Origin of the sequence: Janthinobacterium agaricidamnosum (genome assembly GCF_003667705.1) — a bacterium.
Lineage (GTDB): Bacteria > Pseudomonadota > Gammaproteobacteria > Burkholderiales > Burkholderiaceae_D > Janthinobacterium.
Map to the genome: position 1 here is coordinate 3,113,347 of NZ_CP033019.1, position 15,111 is coordinate 3,128,457.

At 65.7% G+C, this 15,111-nt stretch carries 14 protein-coding genes; 4 read left to right on the plus strand and 10 right to left on the minus strand.

Annotation, left to right across the window (positions count from 1 at the left end):
• Window positions 1–39: 39 nt before the first annotated feature.
• From D9M09_RS13995 to D9M09_RS14040, 10 genes are all read right to left on the minus strand, one after another.
• The gene (locus D9M09_RS13995) at window positions 40–1,707 is read right to left on the minus strand and encodes an FAD-dependent oxidoreductase (RefSeq protein ID WP_121669616.1); all 1,668 of its coding nucleotides are present in this window, start codon (window positions 1,705–1,707) and stop codon (window positions 40–42) included.
• A 12-nt stretch (window positions 1,708–1,719) separates the two neighbouring features.
• The gene (locus D9M09_RS14000) at window positions 1,720–3,072 is read right to left on the minus strand and encodes an MFS transporter (protein ID WP_205602370.1); all 1,353 of its coding nucleotides are present in this window, start codon (window positions 3,070–3,072) and stop codon (window positions 1,720–1,722) included.
• 175 nt (window positions 3,073–3,247) lie between these two features.
• Window positions 3,248–4,066 (minus strand): helix-turn-helix domain-containing protein, encoded by an 819-nt coding sequence (locus tag D9M09_RS14005; RefSeq protein ID WP_121669617.1) that lies wholly within the window; start codon window positions 4,064–4,066, stop codon window positions 3,248–3,250.
• Window positions 4,067–4,084: 18 nt separating this feature from the next.
• The gene (gene msrA / locus D9M09_RS14010) at window positions 4,085–4,594 is read right to left on the minus strand and encodes a peptide-methionine (S)-S-oxide reductase MsrA (RefSeq protein ID WP_070310624.1); all 510 of its coding nucleotides are present in this window, start codon (window positions 4,592–4,594) and stop codon (window positions 4,085–4,087) included.
• 56 nt (window positions 4,595–4,650) lie between these two features.
• Window positions 4,651–5,994: an MBL fold metallo-hydrolase gene (locus tag D9M09_RS14015; protein WP_121669618.1), complete on the minus strand. Its 1,344-nt coding sequence runs from the start codon at window positions 5,992–5,994 to the stop codon at window positions 4,651–4,653.
• 107 nt (window positions 5,995–6,101) lie between these two features.
• A complete protein-coding gene (gene hemB / locus D9M09_RS14020) occupies window positions 6,102–7,076 on the minus strand; it encodes a porphobilinogen synthase (RefSeq protein ID WP_070218449.1) in 975 nt (324 codons plus the stop codon).
• A 112-nt stretch (window positions 7,077–7,188) separates the two neighbouring features.
• Window positions 7,189–8,091, minus strand: coding sequence for a VirK/YbjX family protein (locus D9M09_RS14025; RefSeq protein WP_162995678.1), 903 nt, complete (start codon window positions 8,089–8,091; stop codon window positions 7,189–7,191).
• 165 nt (window positions 8,092–8,256) lie between these two features.
• Window positions 8,257–9,609 (minus strand): sensor histidine kinase, encoded by a 1,353-nt coding sequence (locus D9M09_RS14030; RefSeq protein ID WP_121669620.1) that lies wholly within the window; start codon window positions 9,607–9,609, stop codon window positions 8,257–8,259.
• Window positions 9,602–10,288: a winged helix-turn-helix domain-containing protein gene (locus D9M09_RS14035; protein ID WP_070218452.1), complete on the minus strand. Its 687-nt coding sequence runs from the start codon at window positions 10,286–10,288 to the stop codon at window positions 9,602–9,604. The genes D9M09_RS14030 and D9M09_RS14035 overlap by 8 nt, the downstream gene beginning before the upstream one ends.
• 97 nt (window positions 10,289–10,385) lie before the next feature.
• Complete coding sequence (locus D9M09_RS14040) at window positions 10,386–10,769, minus strand: hypothetical protein (protein WP_162995679.1); 384 nt, start codon at window positions 10,767–10,769, stop codon at window positions 10,386–10,388.
• Window positions 10,770–11,007: 238 nt separating this feature from the next.
• Here D9M09_RS14040 and D9M09_RS14045 point away from each other — a divergent pair, with 238 nt between their 5' ends.
• The 4 genes from D9M09_RS14045 to D9M09_RS14060 all read left to right on the plus strand — a co-directional run bounded on the left by D9M09_RS14045 (window position 11,008) and on the right by D9M09_RS14060 (window position 15,109).
• The gene (locus D9M09_RS14045; RefSeq protein ID WP_070218454.1) at window positions 11,008–11,784 is read left to right on the plus strand and encodes a DUF481 domain-containing protein; all 777 of its coding nucleotides are present in this window, start codon (window positions 11,008–11,010) and stop codon (window positions 11,782–11,784) included.
• A 1-nt stretch (window position 11,785) separates the two neighbouring features.
• Window positions 11,786–13,669: an esterase/lipase family protein gene (locus tag D9M09_RS14050; RefSeq protein WP_121669622.1), complete on the plus strand. Its 1,884-nt coding sequence runs from the start codon at window positions 11,786–11,788 to the stop codon at window positions 13,667–13,669.
• Window positions 13,670–13,777: 108 nt separating this feature from the next.
• The gene (locus D9M09_RS29655) at window positions 13,778–14,422 is read left to right on the plus strand and encodes a hypothetical protein (protein ID WP_227741975.1); all 645 of its coding nucleotides are present in this window, start codon (window positions 13,778–13,780) and stop codon (window positions 14,420–14,422) included.
• Window positions 14,423–14,428: 6 nt separating this feature from the next.
• The gene (locus D9M09_RS14060; protein WP_162995680.1) at window positions 14,429–15,109 is read left to right on the plus strand and encodes an RES family NAD+ phosphorylase; all 681 of its coding nucleotides are present in this window, start codon (window positions 14,429–14,431) and stop codon (window positions 15,107–15,109) included.
• Window positions 15,110–15,111 lie beyond the last annotated feature (2 nt).

The following is a 15,111-nucleotide window of genomic DNA, read 5'->3' on the forward strand; positions in this document are numbered from 1 at the left end:
CGCCCCCGTCCGACCCCGGAATTTGCCACTGGGTTTGGTTCAAGACAACGCGCGTTTCAATGCATCCGCCACCTGCCCCACCCTCACCTCGCGCCAGCGCCCCAGCACGTGCCCATCCGGGCGCACGAGATAAAACGTGCCGGGCTGCGCGTCGAACAGCGAGCATACCTGCGCCGTATGGTCCCAGGCGCCCCCTTGCGCCCCGCTGCGGGCGATCGCCACGGTCGTCAACGGCAAGCTGTCGCCCAGCGCCAGCAGTTCCGCTGGCACCGCGCCATCGTCGCTGAAATACAGGCCCGTGAAATGGCCATCCGCGCGTTTGAGCAAATCGGTAATATACCGCGCTTTTTGACCGCCGTTGTGCGGCAGCGCGAGCGGGCACTCGGGCAAGACCGTGCCCGGCGCGGGACCGGCCGTGAACACGTCCAGCTCAGGCGCATTCAAGGCCGATTGCGCATACGCGATGGCGCTGGTCTGGCGCGGGTTGATCAGCGAGCGCACGTGCGCATGCTTGCCCGCCAGGCCCAGCACGGCCGTGCGCATCAGCTCGAAGGCAAACGTGGGCGGCGCCATGAATTCCGTGCTTTTCGTGCCGTGACGCAGGTTTTCATGGGCGGCGAACACGCGTTCGTTCGAATAGCTGTCGAGCAAGCTATCCGGCGCCCGGCCCTTGACGACGTAGGCGAGCTTCCAGGCCAGATTGTCCGCATCGTCGATGCCGGAATTGGCCCCACGCACGCCGAAGATGGGCACCAGGTGGGCCGCATCGCCCGCGAACAACACGGCGCCGTGCCGGTATTTTTCCAGTGTCAGCGCGTTGGCCTTGTAGATGGTGATCCACACGGGATGCCATGGCTGTGTCTCCCCCATCATGGCCAGCAGGCTGTCCACGCGCGGCGCCACGTTTTCCAGCAGCACGGCCGCCTGCGCATCCTCGTCGTCGCGCAGCTGGTAGTCGATGCGCCAGATATCGTCTGGCTGCTTGTGCACCAGCACGGTCGAGCCGGGGTTCGACGGCGGGTCGAAATACGCGAGGCGCTCCGTGGGGCGCTCGCTTTTCAGATGGATATCGACGATCACATAGCGGCCTTCATAGCTGGTGCCCTGCAATTTCAAGCCCAACGCCTCGCGCACGACGCTGCGCCCGCCATCGGCCGCCACCAGCCAGTCCGTGTCGATGGTGTAGGTGTCATCGGGCGTGGCCAGCGTGACCGTGGCGCCATCGGCGCGCTGCTGCACGCCAGTGACGCGCGTTTGCCAGCGGATATCGATCAGCTCGCTCTGGCGTTCGGCCGCGTCGAGCAGGAATTGCTCGATATGGTATTGCGCCAGGTTGACCATCGGCGGCAATTTCTGGTTCGCGTCTTGCGGCATCGTAAAGTGCAGCACTTCCTCGTCGCGGTAAAAGCTGCGGCCGCCCGCCCATGGCAAGCCTTTGCTGATAAAACCGTCGAGCGCACCGAGGCGATCGATGATTTCCAGGCTGCGCCGCGAGATGCAGATGGCGCGGCTGCCCGTGCAAACGCCATCGTCCGCCTCGATCAGCACCGAGCGCACGCCGTGGCGCGCCAGGCCCAGGGCCGTGGCCAGGCCCACGGGGCCGCCGCCGACGATCAGGACCGGCACGTGCTGCGTGCCGGCACCCGCAGGCTTGCCGGGCGGATACACTTTCGGCACATGGGGATAAGGGTGAAACGTGTCGCGCATGATGGTGTCCTCTCAAGAATGTGTTTTGCCGCCGCGCGCGATGGGCAGGGTCAGCACGATGGCCGAGCCCGCCACCAGCAGCACGCTGGCATACAGCAAGCCCGTGGCAAAGCTGTGCGTGAAATCCTTCAGCCAGCCCACGACGACGGGATTGAGGGCCGAGCCGATATTGCCCGTGGCATTGATGACGGCGATGCCGATGGCGCGTGCGCCCAGGCTCAGGGCCCGGTCCGGCGTGGTCCAGAAGACCGACATGGCCGTGTAGGCGCCCGTCGAGGCCATGCACACGCCCAGCAACTGCAGCACGGGTTTGCCAGAATAGGCGGTCAAGAGCCAACCGCCGGCCGACAGCAGCATGGGCCAGACGATATGCCAGCGGCGCTCCTGCAAGCGGTCCGAGCGGCGGCCCCAGACGATCATGCCGATCACGGTGCACACTTGCGGTATCGCCGCCAGCAGCCCGATCTGGGTGTTGCTGGCGCCGCTATTGAAACTTTTCACGATCAGCGGCGTCCACACGGCCACCATGGCCAGGGTATTCACCAGGCAAAAGTAGGCGATGCCGAATTTCAGCACGGTGGGCGACAGCATTTCCGCCAGCACGGAGACTTTTTGCCGGGGCGCATCAGGCTTGTGCTCGGCGGCCAGCATGCGCGCCAGCACCTGCTGTTCCAGCTTGCACAGCCAGTTTGCCTTGTTGGGCGAGTCGTCAAGGTAGCCGTAGACGGCCAGGCCCAGCAGCACGGAAGGCATGCCTTCGAGCAAGAACAGCCATTGCCAGCCTTTCAAGCCCCAGTGACCGTCCAGCCCCAGGATCAGGCCTGACAGGGCCGAACCGATGGCGGCCGTGACGGGCATGGCGATCATGAACAGGGCATTGGCCCGTGCCCGGTAGGCGCTGGGAAACCAGTACGTGAGGTAGAGCAGCATGCCGGGCAGAAAGCCCGCCTCCGTCACGCCCACTAAAAAGCGCAGCGCATACAAGCTGGCCGGGCCGCTGGCGAACAGGGTCGCCGTCGAGGCCAGGCCCCAGGCGATCATCATGCTGCCGATCCATTTACGGGCGCCGATACGCGCCAGCACGATGTTGCTGGGAATGCTGCAGGCAATGTAGGCGATGTAAAACAGGGTGGTGGCAAAGCCGAACTGGGTGCCGGACAGGCCCAGGTCTTGCATCATGGTCAGGCCGGCAAAGCCGATGTTGATGCGGTCAAGAAAGGAAAACACGAACAGCAGGAACAGAAATCCCAGCAGATGGCGCGATACCTTGCGCATCACCTGCTGTTCCAGTTGCACGCTGGCCGCGTCGAGGACGGGCGCCGGGGTGGCGGCGATGGCGGGGGTGGCCCCTTGGGCGATGGTCATGCAGGTCTCCATAAGGTGTCGCCCTCCCCTTGTTGATTTTATTGGGTGAGAGCGGCCGGGTGATCCCGGCTTGCAACACAGTATGCAGACGCGCGCCGCGAACCCTGTCCCCATTTTGGGGACATTTCGCGGCGAACACCGTCAAAAAGGCGGAGCCGTCCCTACGTCCAAGGGACTAGACAGGCGCTGGCGCCATGCACAGGGCAAACAACTGGCGCTGGCTGGAAATGCCCAGGCGTTTATACGCGCGCTTCTGGTAGGTGATGACGCTCGATGGCTGCAGGCCCATGGTCTCGGCGATTTCCACGGCCGTGAAGCCTTCGAGCACACAGCGCAGCACGTCCAGTTCGCGCTTGCTCAAGGCGGGACAATGCTGGCGCAGCCTGGCCAGCATCATGGGCGCGACACCCTGCGCGGGCTGGCCGTTCAAGCTGTAGTGGTGCCTGGCCGCATGGGCGAACAGCGGTGACAGGGTTTCGATGGCGGCGATTTCGCCAGGCTGGAACTGGCCCTGGCTGCTGTCGCGGTAAAAATTGACGGACAACCAGATATCGCCGGCCGGCTGCACCAGCAGGGACAGCCGGTCCGAGACATTCGGTTTTTGATAGCAGGTGGCGCGGTAGCCGGGATGGTCGATCTCGTCGGTCGCTTGCTGGTGCAGCACGATGGCGGGATCGATTTTCCGCCCGGGCGCGGGCGCGATCACGCGCTGGTTGCCGTCGAGCGCATAGTAATGGCGCGCGTAGCTGTCCGCGATATCCTGCAGGAAACGTCCGCCGCGCCGGTCGGCCACGGCCACCGTGCGGGGCCGGTTGCCGAATTCATAGGCAAAGATCGTGCACTGGGAAATGGGCGCGGCCGTGCTGACCGTCTTCAGGATGGCCCCGGCGACGGCATTCACGTCGGCATGGCCGATGGCGGCCACCAGGTCGAGGGCGCGCCCCAGATCCAGCTGCCCCTCGGCCTGCCGCCGCTCCACCTGCCAATAGCGCATGGCCGTCTCCCGTGACGCTTATTGTTGACGCTGCGGCAAGACCCAGTCCGGCCGGATGTAGTGGCAGGTGTAGCCGTGCGGCAAGCGCTGCAGATAATCCTGGTGCTCCGGTTCCGCTTCCCAGAACGGGCCGGCCGGCGCCACTTCCGTCACCACCTTGCCGGGCCACAGGCCGGAGGCGTCGACGTCGCGGATGGTGTCTTCGGCCACGCGCTTTTGCTCGTCGTTCGTGTAGAAGATGGCCGAACGGTAGCTCGTGCCGCGGTCGTTGCCCTGGCGGTCCGGCGTGCTGGGATCGTGGATCTGGAAGAAGAATTCCAGGATCTTGCGGTAGCTGATGGTGCTCGGGTCGAAGATGATCTCGATCGCTTCCGCATGCGTGCCGTGGTTGCGGTAGGTGGCGTTGGCGACGTCGCCGCCGCTGTAGCCCACGCGCGTGGCAAGCACGCCCGGATAGCGGCGCAGCAAGTCTTGCACACCCCAGAAGCAGCCGCCGGCCAGGATCGCGGTTTCGTTGTCTTGTGCCATGGTGTCTTTCCCGTTCTAGTCAGAAGCAGCTATCTTACTCTGTCGCGCGACTTTCTTCAGCGGGCCAGCAAGCGCTTGAGCTGCGCCGCCTGGTAGGCACCGATGGCGTCATTGAACAGGCAGCGGATCAGCGGGTCGTCGACGATGTCGGCCTCCGCCAGTGCGGCCCGCGCCCCGGCATCGAAAGGACCGTCATTGATGCGCATGTACATCGACGTCAGCGATTCACCGAGCACCAGCGCCGCATGGCATTTCACCAGCGGCACCTCGGTGGTCCAGCCGGGCGCTTCGTTCGTCTCGGGCACGAGGTCGATCAAGTCGCCGTGCGTGCGGTAATGCAGGACCGTGGCCGCACCGTCATGGCCATACAGGGCCAAGCGCCACAGGCGCGGTTGCTGGAAGTAGCTGTCCTCGGGCAGTTCCATGTCGCGGTAGCGTTCAAGCAAGCCACCCTGGCAAAAATCGAGCACCAGCGCCGCATCATGGGCACTCAAGGGCGCGAAACGGCGGGCGATGTCCGCCGTGGCGGGCGGCGGCGCGTCGGGACGGTAGTCGAAATCCACGTCCTGCGGTCCGACCGGGAGCACCCAGGGCAAGGGTTCGGCGCTGCTCACTCCGTGCGCGTCGAGCAGCACGGCCGTCGACGGATCGAGGCGGAAGATGTGCGCCTCGGGCAGCGCGGCGCCGATTTCATCGGCAAAGCGGCGGTAGGTAACGGGGAACATCGCGTGGTTGTACCAGGACCAGTCTTCCTGCACGAACTGGCAGGAGCTGGGCACGAGGTAACGGGGCGCCAGCGCGCGCAGCTGCGGCACCCAGTCGTCGGGAAGTTCGACCGGGCCTCGCGCTGCCAGCGACGGCGCGATGACGGCGATCTCGCGCATGGTCTGGAATGGCCACAGCACCATGTCCCACGGCGCGAACGCGGCCAGCTGCGCCAGCGTCTCGGGGCCGATCCACGAGTCGACGACGTTGAGCACGTTCATGCCGGCTGCGCGCACCTGGAACAGCGAATCGACATCGTCGTCGAGCGCCCGGCGCGGGATCACCTCGATGGCGCCCACGCGCACGGGCACGTCGACGTGCAGGCGCTGCACTTGCGTAAAGCCGAGCGCGCGCAGCATCGCGAACAGTTCGTCGAAGACGCAGTACAGATAGATGGGCGTGGCGCGGTCGAGCACGTCGATGCTGTCGAGCGAGCAGTGGTCGTCATGGAAGTGCGAAATGAAGACGGCATTCCAGCGCAACCGGCGCACGGCGTCGAGGTCGAAGCGCACGGACGGAAACGCGTGGCAGTTGCGGCTGAACGGGTTTTCAACGATGGGATCGAAGGCGATGGCCGTGCCTTCGCATTCGAAGACATAGCCGGCGTGCAGGATGCGGGAGATTTTCAGGGGCATGGGCGTGAGGAATGCAGAGAGAACCCCTGCAGCGTAAATGCTGGGGTCAGACCCGCCGGGTCTGACCCCGGAATTTGCTTTCGGGGTGAGAAAAACGCCGGGAATGCTCAATACGGATTATTCAGCACATCCATCGCAAAATACGTAAAGATCATGTCCGCGCCCGCGCGCTTGATGGCGCCCAGGGTTTCCTGCACCACGCGGCGCTCGTCGATGGCGCCCGCCTGGGCGGCGAACTTGATCATCGCGTATTCGCCGCTGACCTGGTAGGCGCCAATCGGCAGGCGCGTCACTTCGCGCAGGTCGCGGATGATGTCGAGGTAGGCGCCCGCAGGTTTCACCATCAGCGCGTCGGCGCCTTCGGCTTCGTCGATCAGGGACTCGCGCACCGCTTCGCGGCGGTTCATCGGGTCCATCTGGTAGGTCTTGCGGTCGCCCTTCAGGGTGCTGCCGGCCGCGTCGCGGAACGGGCCGTACAGGCCCGAGGCGAACTTGGTCGAATACGCCATCACGGGCGTGTCGTGGAAGCCGGCCGCATCGAGCGCGCTGCGGATCGCCGCCACCTGGCCATCCATGGCTGCCGAAGGGGCGATGATGTCGGCGCCCGCCTGGGCCGCGATGACGGCCTGCTTGCCCAGGTTCAGCACCGTGCTGTCATTGTCGACCGTGTCGCCATGCAGGATGCCGCAATGGCCGTGGTCCGTGTATTCGCAGAAGCAGGTGTCGGACATGACGACCATTTCCGGCACGGCGTCCTTGATGATGCGCGACATGCGCGCCACCAGGCCGTCCGGGTTCAGGGTGTCCGTGCCGTGGCTGTCCTTGTGGTGCGAAATGCCGAAGGTCATGACGGAGCGCAGGCCGGCGCGCGCGTAACGCTCGATTTCCTGCGCCAGCTTCGCTTCGGGAATGCGGCGCACGCCGGGCATGGACTTGATGTCGATGAAATCGCTGCTGCCTTCGTCGACGAAGATCGGCAGGACCAGGTCGCGCGGATTGATCTCGGTTTCGCGGAACAGCTCGCGCAGTTGCGGGGTCGCGCGCAGGCGGCGCATGCGCGAAGTGGGGAATTGTGCTGGCATGGGGTGACTGGCTTCAGGTTAACAACGCCAGCAAGTATACGCCGATCGCGCCGCTTGCGCCGGGCCGCCCGGCAAAAAAGCCGCGCAGGTCAAAAAATGCCGCCCTGCCCCGTCATTGCGGCTGCAACAGGGCCGCCACTTGCCAGCGCATGTCCGCCGCCAGCTGCACCAGCATGGCGCCGCGGCGGCGCGCATCAGCGCGCTTTTTCGACGGCACCAGTTCCAGGTCCGGCATCCGGCAAGGGCCGCATGGCAGGCGGTAATTGCCGTCGCCGGCAGGCAGCGCATGCAGTTCGCGCCACGCCAGGTCGTAATCGCACGAGATGTGGCGGCGCCGGCGCCAGTTCAGCGCGATGCGGTTGGCGTTGCTGACCAGGTCCATGTGGCCGCAGCCGAAAAAATCGCCCAGGTCGCGCAAGGCGGCCACCATCAGGTTCTTCGGCCGGCAGCCGTGCAGCGCCCGCGTGGCTTCCTTCACCGCCTGCGCGCCCGCCTGCGAGCGCAGTCCCTGCAAGGCGCCCAGCTGGATGACGGCGCCGCCGGGCTGGGGACGGAACAGGAAACTGGCCAGGTACAGCGACACGCCGTCGCGCGTCAGGCGCAGGCACAGGTCGCCCTCGCGGTGGCTGTCGTGGATGGCCGTCAGCTGCAGGCGGTAGATGGCGCCATCCTTGCCCTCGATGGCGGCCAGCATCAGCGCGCGGCGCGCCGCGTATTCCACCAGCGGCCGCGCGCCCGCCTGCCACAGGAAGCGGTAATGCCCGCGCAGCAGCTCCACCCGCGCCGCGCAACCGAGCTGGCGGCTGGCGTAAGGACGGTAAATCTTGTACAGCAGGCTGGGATGGGCGTGCGCCAGCGCCGCCAGGCCAGGCGTGCCTGCGACAAAGGCTTGCCAGCGCGCGCGCTGCAGGGGAAAAACAACGGCGCCCAGCGCGGCCTTGAGGCGGTGGCCATGCTGGCGCGGTGCTGCCTGTTGCGGCGCGGCGTTGTCGCCGGTGGCGGTAAAAGTAGGCATGAAAACGGCTCTGCGACGGATCGGAACAGACAAACCGCGGCAGGCCGCGGGCAGCCCGAAACAGGCGGCAGCACGCATGCAGCCGCTCTACGCCGGGTAGAGCGGATGATAGGTGGGAGCTAAAACAATGGGGGTTACAAGTTGGTAATGTGCTGCCTGCCTACGCTAGCGCAGCAGGTGCAGGCGCAGCCGCAAGCCCGGCGCCGCATCCTCGATTTCCAGACTGCCCCCATGCAGGGCCGCGATGGCCGCCACGATGGACAGGCCCAGGCCATTGCCGGGCAAATGGCGGCTCTTGTCGAGGCGGTAGAAGCGCTGCGTCAGCTTCGGCAGTTCTTCCGTTGGCACGCCGGGGCCGTTGTCGCGCACGGCCAGCCAGCTGCCCTGCGCATCGCTGCCGGCCGACACTTCCACCGTGGCACCCTGCCCCGCGTACTTGATGGCGTTGTCGACCAGGCTGGCCAGGGCGCTGCCCAGCAGGTTGCGGTCGCCGCGCGCCGGAACGCCCTCGCCATACATCTGCACCAGCAGCACGCCCTGCTCGTCGGCCGTCGCTTCATACATTTCCACGATATCGGCGCCGATCTGGTGCAGGTCGATGTCGTCGAAATTCTCGGGACGCATGCCCGATTCGGCCGCCGCGATCTGCAGCAGCTTGTCGAACACGCGCGTCAGGTCGTCGATGTCGTCGATGGCCGCCTGCGCGGCGCTCTCGTAGCCGGCCACGCCCTGCTGCTGGCGCAAGGCGCCATCGAGCTTGTTGCGGATGCGTCCCAGCGGCGTGCGCAGGTCGTGCGCGATGGCGTTCGACACGTGGCGCACGCCTTCCATCAGGTGTTCGATGCGGTCGAGCATGCGATTGATGTCGCGGCTCAGCAAGCCGAATTCATCCTCGCTGGAGACGGGAATGCGCCTGCTCAGGTCGCCCGCCTCGATCTCGCCCGCCGTGCGGCGGATCTGCCCGATGCGCGCCTCGAGCTGGCGGCGGAACAGCCAGGCGCCCGCCACCACCAGCAGGATAGCCACCCCGCCGCCATAGGCCAGCGAGCGCAGCACCAGCGTGCGGATCGACTTGCCCTCCTCCATGTCGCGTCCGACGAACAGGCGCGTGCCGCCCGTCAGGTCGCGGATCAGCATGCGCGCGGGCACCCGGCGCCCTTCGCGCGTGACGTCGCGGTGCAGCAGGCGGCCCACGGGGCTGCCCAGGTCGGGCCAGGACGACAGATTGCCTGCCACGCGGCGGCCATCGGCATCGACCAGCAAAAAGATCTCCGTGTCGCTGTCGGTGCGGTCGGTCAGCAGATGGGCGATTTCCGCCGTCGTGCGGCTGCTGCCACCCTGCTCGTACAGCGCGGCGAGGCGCTCCGAGAGCAGGGTCAGCTTGCGGTCCACGCTGCGATCGAGCACGCCGATGGTGCCGAAATAGAACACGGCGCAGACGATGCTGATCGACACGACCACCAGCACGCCATAGCCGAGCGCCAGCCGGGCCGCGATCGAGCGGTGCAAGTTACGCACTGTCGAGCACGCCCAGGGTGTAGCCGACGCCGCGCACCGTGTGGATCAGCGGCGGAGAAAACTCCTTGTCCACCTTGGTGCGCAAACGGCTCACCTGCACGTCGATGACGTTGGTCTGCGGGTCGAAATGGTAGTCCCACACGGCTTCGAGCAGCATGGCGCGCGTGACGGACTGCCCCTGGTGGCGCATCAGGTATTCGAGCAGGCGAAATTCGCGCGGCTGCAGGGCGATTTGCCGGTTGGCGCGGGTCACGCGCATGGTACGCATGTCGAGCACCAGGTCGGCCACCTGCAGCTGCGTCGATTCGGGCACGGGCGCGGCGCGGCGCAGCAGCGCCTCGATGCGCGCCAGCAGTTCGGCGATCGCGAACGGTTTCGACAGGTAATCGTCGCCGCCGCTGCGCAGGCCGCGCACGCGTTCGTCGACGCTCGACAGGGCCGACAGCACCAGCACGGGCGTGTTGCGGCCCATGCCGCGCAGGCGCGCGACGATGGCCAGGCCGTCGATCTCGCCGGGCAGCAGGCGGTCGAGCACCAGCGCATCCCAGTCCTCGCCGCAGGCCAGGCGCATGCCGTCGATGCCATTGTCGCAGGCGGTGACGTCGTGGCCCGCCTCGCGCAGGCCGGCACAAATGTAACGGGAAGTTTCGGCTTCGTCTTCGATGACCAGGCAGCGCACGGGGGATTCCTTGTAAGATCAGGCAGCAAATACGCGCAGCATACGCCAGGCGCGCGCCACTTGCCAGCCCCGGCGTGCGCCGCCAGGCGGCGGCCGGCTAGTTACATTTGCCGCGCAGCTTGGCGATCGCCACGAAGGGCAAGGCATACACGCCACCGATGCCGATCGGGCCGATGCTGGTGGGCTGGCGCTTCAAGCCGTCGGCGTGCAGGCAGTCGGGCACCTTCGCCTCGGCGAAGGCGGCGGAGAACTGCTCGTATTTCCGGTCGGCGCGTATCGTCACCTGCTGCATGGCCGGCTGCGGAAGTGCGTCGCGCGCCTGCGCCTCTTCCGCCAGTACGGCGCGCACGGCGTCGCGTATCATCGATTGCGTCAGTGGCGGTGCCGCTCCCGCTCCCGGCGTCGTCTCCAGCGCCTGGGCCCCGGCCTGCACCGCCGCGCACAGCCAGACCGCGGTGACAAGCTTGCAAGCTATTTTCATCGTCATCATCCACACATGCCAGGTTTGCAATATTTCCATCAATATAGCAGCATTCGTGCGCGCCGGGGCGTGCGGCGAACGTTGACGGGGTCGGGTACAATACAGCCTCGACAATGTTTGGCCGCGCCCGCGCGCGCATGTTTTATCGGCGCTTCCCGGCTTGCCGCGGCCAGCATCGCCACCACTGCCACTAACGAACATCAGGCGCGCCTGGCGCGCGCCACAGACCACTACAGCCATGAAATCGACCCACTCTCTCGCACTGGCGCTGGCCATGGCCATCACTTGCGGCAACGCCGCCGCCGCCGACACCAAGCAAAGCATGCTGTTTGATGAAATCCCCATCGGCAGCTGGAGCACTTCCGCCGAACTGGGCGCCATCACCACCTCGGGCAACACGGTCGGTACCTCGGTGACGGGCAAGATCGACGCGCGCCAGGAACTCGACGACTGGAGCAACCAGTACATCTTCAGCGGCTACTTCAAGGAAGACGAAACGACGAACGACGAAGGACAAAAGATCCGCGAACGCTCGGCCGAACGCTTTTCCGCCTCCGCCAAGGCCGCCTACAAGCTGATGGCCGACCATGAAAAACTGTTCGTGCTGGCCTCGCACGTGAACGACAAGTTCGGCGCCTACACCAAGTACTCGACCCTGGCCGTCGGTCACGGCTCGCGCTGGTATCAGTCGAGCGACAAGAGCGTCGACGTGGAATTCGGTCCTGGCTATTTCAGCGGCACCAATGACGCAGGCGAATCGGAACACGGCCTGACGGTGCGCGGCGCGGCCGCCATGAAGTGGAAGATCAGCCAGTCGGCCATGTTTACGCAGACGGTCAGCGTGGAACGGGGCACCTCGAACACCCACTCGATCGCCGAAACGGCCCTCAGCACGAAAATCAACGGCACCATGCAGATGAAGGCCGCCTTCAGCGCCCGCAACGATACCCGCGTACCGGACGACAAGAAGAACACGGATACGCAAACCTCGCTGACCCTGGTCTACTCGTTCTGAGATGCCGGCCACGCTGATGCGGCGCTTGCGCCTGGGCGCCCTGCTCTGTGCCGCGGCGCTGCTGAGCGGCTGCGCCGCCGTCACCGTCAGCGCCATTTCGCCGGCCGACTACCTGCAGCAGCGGCGCGGCGACATCCTCACCACGGGCAAACTCAGCGCATCGGCCAGCGAAGTGCTGCGCATCATCGGCAGCGACATCGCCGCCTGCGAAGCCAATACGGGCAGCTGCCGCGCCGACCTGGCCCGCTCCGAGCTGCTCAGCGACGAACAGCGCCTGGCAACCCTCTCCGAATTGTGGCTGGAAAGCGCCCTGGCCGAAGAAAAACAGGGCGGCCACCCCAGCGCCGAGCTGCTGGCCGCGTGGCTGGAATCGGCCCGCTATGCCTACGCCTACCTGTTCTACACGACGCGCACGCCGGGCCAGCGCGCCTTCGAGGAACGCCAGACGCAGATCCGCGACTACTATAACTACGCCGTGCAAAAGGCCGTCGGCAACCTGTTCCGCCACCGCGGCGAATACCGCCCGGACGGCCATGTGATCCGCGTCGCCGGCTGGCAGATCGACAGCGAACTGTCTGCCCTGCGGCTGCCCGCAGACGGCACCCTGCCGGAAGAACTGCTGCCGGCCACCTCGCTGACGTTTTCCGGCCTGCGCAATGTGTACCGGCGCGACGGCTTCGGCGCCGACCTGGTGGCCGTCATGCCCAAGCCCCCGGCGTCGACAGGCGACTATGTGCCGTACCAGGAAACCCGCTTCCCCGTCGTCACGGCGCTGATCCGCTTCGACGGCAACAGCCTGCAGGAAGTCCTGGCCACGCAGCAGCTGCTGGTGATGCTGGTCGACCCGACGCGCAGCGAATCGACGCGCATGGCAGGCCAGGAACTGCCCGTGGCAGCCAACTTCACGGCCGGCTATGGCCTGTGGCTGGCCCGCTCCGGCTTCGGCGTGCAGGCGCTGCGCACCCTGTTCGGCCGCGCCGACGGCATTTCGCGCCCGCAGGTGCACCTGATGCAGCCCTACGACCCGAACAAGCGCACCATCGTCATGCTGCACGGCCTGGCCAGCAGCCCGGAAGCGTGGATCAACGTGGCGAATGAACTGATGGGCGACGAACAGCTGCGCCGCCGCTACCAGATCTGGCAAGTGTACTATCCGAGCAATGCGCCGCTGGCCGCCAATAACGCCGCCATCCGCAAGGCGCTCGCCGCCACTCTGGCGCAGTTCGACCCGGCTGGCAAGGCGGACGCCGCGAACGAGATGGTCTTGATCGGCCACAGCATGGGCGGCGTGCTGGCGCGCCTGATGGTGTCCGACGCCAGCAACACCCTGCTCGACGCCATCACGGAAGAATACAATTTGAAGGGCAAGAAGGCGGAAAAAGTGCGCGCAGGACTGGCGCCCTACCTCAATTTCACGGCCATGCCGCAGGTCAACCGCGCCATCTTCATCGCCGCGCCGCACCGCGGCACCTCGTTCGCCAACCACAAGGTGGCGCGCTGGATCGCCAATCTCGTCACCTTGCCCATCACCATGCTCGACCAGCTGTCCGACGCGGCCGGCAGCCTGGCGCAGCTCGACACGGGCAGCAGCGAGCCGCTGCGCATCCCCAACAGCATCGATAACCTCAGCGACAAGGACCCGTTCGTGCGCCTGGTGGCGGACCTGCCCATCAGCCCGAAAGTGCGCTACTACTCCATCATGGGCAACGACACGCCGGAGCTACCCCTGGCCGAATCGAGCGACGGCGTGGTGCCCTACGCCAGCGCCCACCTCGACGGCGCGCTGTCGGAAAAAGTCATCCCCTCCTGGCACAGCGTGCAGGAAAGTCCGCAGGCGATTCTGGAGATACGGCGGATCTTGCGGTTGCCGGACAGCTTGCCCTGACATACAGCGCTGCCTGATGCAGAAAAGATGCGTTTTTCGCTTGATAAAGTTGCGAAACATGATAATCTTGTGTGTAAGACGCCTGGCGCATATACCCGAGGAGCGAACATGACAGCGCATCTGCATCACGACACTCTGGCGCCCGCGCGCCGGGAATGGACCGACAACGACCTGCGGGTAGTGGAACAATTCTCGCAATTGGTGAGCGCACAGCTCGACCTATTGGCGCAAGGTCCCGAGCGCGAGCGCCTGATCGACCTGGCCACGCGCGCGCTCGATGCGGCGCGCGCCTCTCTGCGCGCCACCCCGCCATCGATACCGCTGCAACTTCCCGTGTCAAAACTCAAGGTATCCGATGTCATTGGGCAAGGATGGGTGGAACTGTCGCAGGCGTCGCTGTATCGCGCAGTGGAAAGCCAGCGGTTTTATTGCGTGACACCCAAGGGGCGCAGTATCGGCAAGGAGTTTCCGGCGTGGCAATTTGTCCAGCCCGTGCCGGAATTGATCGCGCCCGTGCTCGCCATTCTCGCCGGCCAGCCCGGCAGTGACATTCATGCCTTCTGGGTCAGCAGCGCAGACGAACTCAACGAACTGTCGCCGGCAGAGCTGCTTGCAGGCAAATCGTTCGAAACGCGGGCCGAAGTGCATCCCAGTCAGCAGGCGCTGCTGGATCTGCCCGCCAGCGAGAGGTTGCGCAAGGTGCTGGCGGCGGCGAAGTGGCAGCATAGGGGCATGGCCGATATCGTAGGCTAGCCTCGCATGACGCTACAACTGAAAGATACGCTTGTCCCGCCAGAAATGATCACGCGCCTGCCGGCGCTGGCATTGCTGCGCGCTGAATTATTGAGTCATATCATCACCCATCCAGCAGGCCAGGCCGTGGTGCGCGCGGCGTGGAACATGGCATCGATCTGGCCATTGAAAGTCCAGCGCACCTACCGCTTCGGCCCACCCGCCGAACTGGCAGATGCGGCCGGCTTCCCCTATCACTGGGCGTATCTTGCGGACGATGCCTATACGGCGGCCTGGGAAGCCCAGCTTTGCCAGAACGACGTGACGCGTCCGGGCACCTTTTATATCGCGCATGGTGCGGAACTGGCCCTGATCGCCACGCTGTCGTTCAGCGCCCCGCTGCAATTGCTTGATCTGACCGGGCTGGCCGCCAGCCGCCTGGGTATCTACGATCAATTGCGCAGTCCCGACCACGGCTGGTGCCAATGGCTGGGCTGGCAGCTGGATCAGATCATTGCGCAGGAGGCAGGCGCGATTCATGGTTTCGTGTATCCATCGCGGCGACAACCCGGCAAACTTGCCTATGCGATATCCTCTCGCCACATGGCAGCCTTGGGCACAAGCATGGCATGCGCCCATGTGCAATTCGGCAGCACTGAAGCATATGCGCGCTTGCTGGCCGACCGCCTGCGCGTGGACCCGCCCTGAGC

Excerpts from the sequence above, each read along its gene's own strand:
- D9M09_RS14045 (WP_070218454.1), top strand. The coding sequence starts at position 11,008 with ATGAAATCGACCCACTCTCTCGCACTGGCGCTGGCCATGGCCATCACT.
- D9M09_RS13995 (WP_121669616.1), bottom strand. The coding sequence starts at position 1,707 with ATGCGCGACACGTTTCACCCTTATCCCCATGTGCCGAAAGTGTATCCG.
- D9M09_RS14050 (WP_121669622.1), top strand. The coding sequence starts at position 11,786 with ATGCCGGCCACGCTGATGCGGCGCTTGCGCCTGGGCGCCCTGCTCTGT.
- D9M09_RS14040 (WP_162995679.1), bottom strand. The coding sequence starts at position 10,769 with ATGAAAATAGCTTGCAAGCTTGTCACCGCGGTCTGGCTGTGCGCGGCG.
- D9M09_RS14000 (WP_205602370.1), bottom strand. The coding sequence starts at position 3,072 with ATGACCATCGCCCAAGGGGCCACCCCCGCCATCGCCGCCACCCCGGCG.
- D9M09_RS14025 (WP_162995678.1), bottom strand. The coding sequence starts at position 8,091 with ATGCCTACTTTTACCGCCACCGGCGACAACGCCGCGCCGCAACAGGCA.
- D9M09_RS29655 (WP_227741975.1), top strand. The coding sequence starts at position 13,778 with ATGACAGCGCATCTGCATCACGACACTCTGGCGCCCGCGCGCCGGGAA.
- hemB (WP_070218449.1), bottom strand. The coding sequence starts at position 7,076 with ATGCCAGCACAATTCCCCACTTCGCGCATGCGCCGCCTGCGCGCGACC.
- D9M09_RS14015 (WP_121669618.1), bottom strand. The coding sequence starts at position 5,994 with ATGCCCCTGAAAATCTCCCGCATCCTGCACGCCGGCTATGTCTTCGAA.
- msrA (WP_070310624.1), bottom strand. The coding sequence starts at position 4,594 with ATGGCACAAGACAACGAAACCGCGATCCTGGCCGGCGGCTGCTTCTGG.
- D9M09_RS14005 (WP_121669617.1), bottom strand. The coding sequence starts at position 4,066 with ATGCGCTATTGGCAGGTGGAGCGGCGGCAGGCCGAGGGGCAGCTGGAT.
- D9M09_RS14060 (WP_162995680.1), top strand. The coding sequence starts at position 14,429 with ATGACGCTACAACTGAAAGATACGCTTGTCCCGCCAGAAATGATCACG.